The sequence below is a fragment of the Bradyrhizobium sp. genome (genome assembly GCF_049586575.1).
Classification (GTDB): domain Bacteria; phylum Pseudomonadota; class Alphaproteobacteria; order Rhizobiales; family Xanthobacteraceae; genus Bradyrhizobium.
This window is the reverse complement of sequence record NZ_JBAVCF010000112.1, coordinates 1-2,019: the sequence shown is the minus strand read 5'-3', so window position 1 is coordinate 2,019 and position 2,019 is coordinate 1. Positions and strand designations below refer to the sequence as shown.

At 61.5% G+C, this 2,019-nt stretch carries 1 protein-coding gene; it reads left to right on the top strand.

The window, feature by feature from the left end; all coding sequences use genetic code 11:
- Positions 1-1,538, top strand: a 1,538-nt coding sequence (locus WB528_RS03960) for an amidase family protein (RefSeq protein ID WP_423887127.1), incomplete at its 5' end; no start/stop codon positions are given.
- Positions 1,539-2,019 lie beyond the last annotated feature (481 nt).

Sequence of the window (2,019 nt, the reverse complement as noted above, 5' to 3'; positions counted from 1 at the left end):
TGCCGTCGACGCTGGGCTATCAGCGCGCGACCTGGGGTGGCAATCCGGCCAACCCGTACGATACGCGGCGCTCGGCTTCGCTCGGCTCAAGCTCCGGCTCAGGCGTGTCGGTCAGCGCCAATTTAGTGATGGCGAGCCTCGGGGAGGAAACGCGCGCTTCCTGCCGCGGTCCATCCAACCACAACGCCATCGCGCTCATCTTGCCACATAAATCCATGATCGGATTTTCCGGCGGCGCCATCGGCGCCGACCCCTACTGCGACCGCTCCGGAATCCATTGCCGAACGATCGCCGTCTGCGCCAAGGTACTGGACGCCTTGAAGGACGAGGTCGAGGGCTATTACGACCCGCGCGATATCTTCAGCACGGTGCCGCGGTCGGCCGTGCTGAGCACTCCATACGCAAATCACGTAACTGGAAAGGGCGCACGCGACGAATTGAACGGCGTGCGGCTCGGTATCATCCGAGAGTCGATGTTAGTGCCTCCAGGCTCGATGACGGAGGTGCCTATCGTCACAGCGGCAACGCACGAGATCAGGAGCATTCTCGGAGACCATCTCGGTGCCTCTCTGGTAGAATCCACCCATCCGCTGTGGACCCCCGATCCCGAAACCGAGGTCATGAAGACGGACTTCCGGCGCGCACTCGCGCGGCTCGTGCCCGTCCTGATGCCCGACCTGCTGTTCCGCCTCGACCGCCACGGCCAGCCTCTGTTCAAAGAATTCGCTGCCGCAGTCGCGCCGACCGAGTTTGCTTCAGGCAAGGTGTTCGGCTCAGGCACCATGAAACCGATCGATTATTGCATCGCGCTTGCGGAAGGTCGTATCGCACCGCCCAACAATCTCGACCTCGCCACGATCCAGCAGCAGGAACTGGCGATGACCTTTCGCTTCCACATGCATCAATATCTCAGCCGTCGTGCCGCCGACTGGAAAGAGCGCGGCTTTACCGAAACACTCATTGATTTCGCTACGCTCAATGCGCGCTCAAAGTACTGGGGCGACGACCAGCGCGCCGCGTTCAAAAACTGGGAGGACGTCGCGGATCCGCGTAATCCGCTCGGTGGCCGCCAAGGGGTCGACGAACGTGTCATGCTGCGTGAGCTGTTGCGGCGGACCGACATGATGGTGATTCTGGAAAATAAGCTGGATGCACTGGTGCGGCTGCACACGCCTTGGCCGCCCGGCTTGATCGGGCATCCGCATCAGTACGACATCCCGAGCAACCTTTCGCCCGAATCGCTCAGCGGTCCGAACGCGGGTCTAACCGAGGTGCTGATCCCGGCGGGCTACGTGACCACCGTATACGATCCGGTGTTCGCGCTTAATGCGGATTGCACCCGCTACGTTTCGAAACCGTCGCGTATCCCAACCACGATACCTGAGCCCGGCTTGCCGTTCTCGTTGGTCTTTCGGGCGGAGCCAGGCATGGAAGATATTCTCCTCAAAATCGCTTCCTCCTATGAGGCGGCGTCCCGACGGCGCATTCCACCGCCCGATTTCCGCGGGCATTCGGAGAAAAACGCGAGTGGGAGGTGAGCTTTGGCGGTCGCGAGCGGGGGCAAAGCCGACATCCGATTAAACCGTCGTCACTTCGCATTTTGACCCTCAGGCGACATAGCGAGGCAACTTTTGCCGCAATGTACAGTTGTCGGAGGGAGTTGTGATCGCGAGGCCCCTCACCGCCATTGGGAATGCGCGAATTCGCCCAGCCCGATCCCCGCCATTTCCTGGCATAATACTGAGCCGGTCGATCTCGCGCGGTTTCGACCCGGGTGATACGCCGCCGCTCGGGCCCGAGTCGCCATGGACCCGCGATATGGCGCGGTGCCGACGACAGCGCTTCTGGAAGGACCACATGATGCAGGTAACTCGTCATCCGCGGCGGTCACAGATCGCGCTCTGCCTCGGCCTTGCTTTCGTTTTCGCTCAGGGATTTTCCCCCAGAACCGCCATTGCCGCTGAGCCTACCAAGCTCACGGTTTCGTACGCTCAGAAGACGGTAGATTTCCTGCCGCTC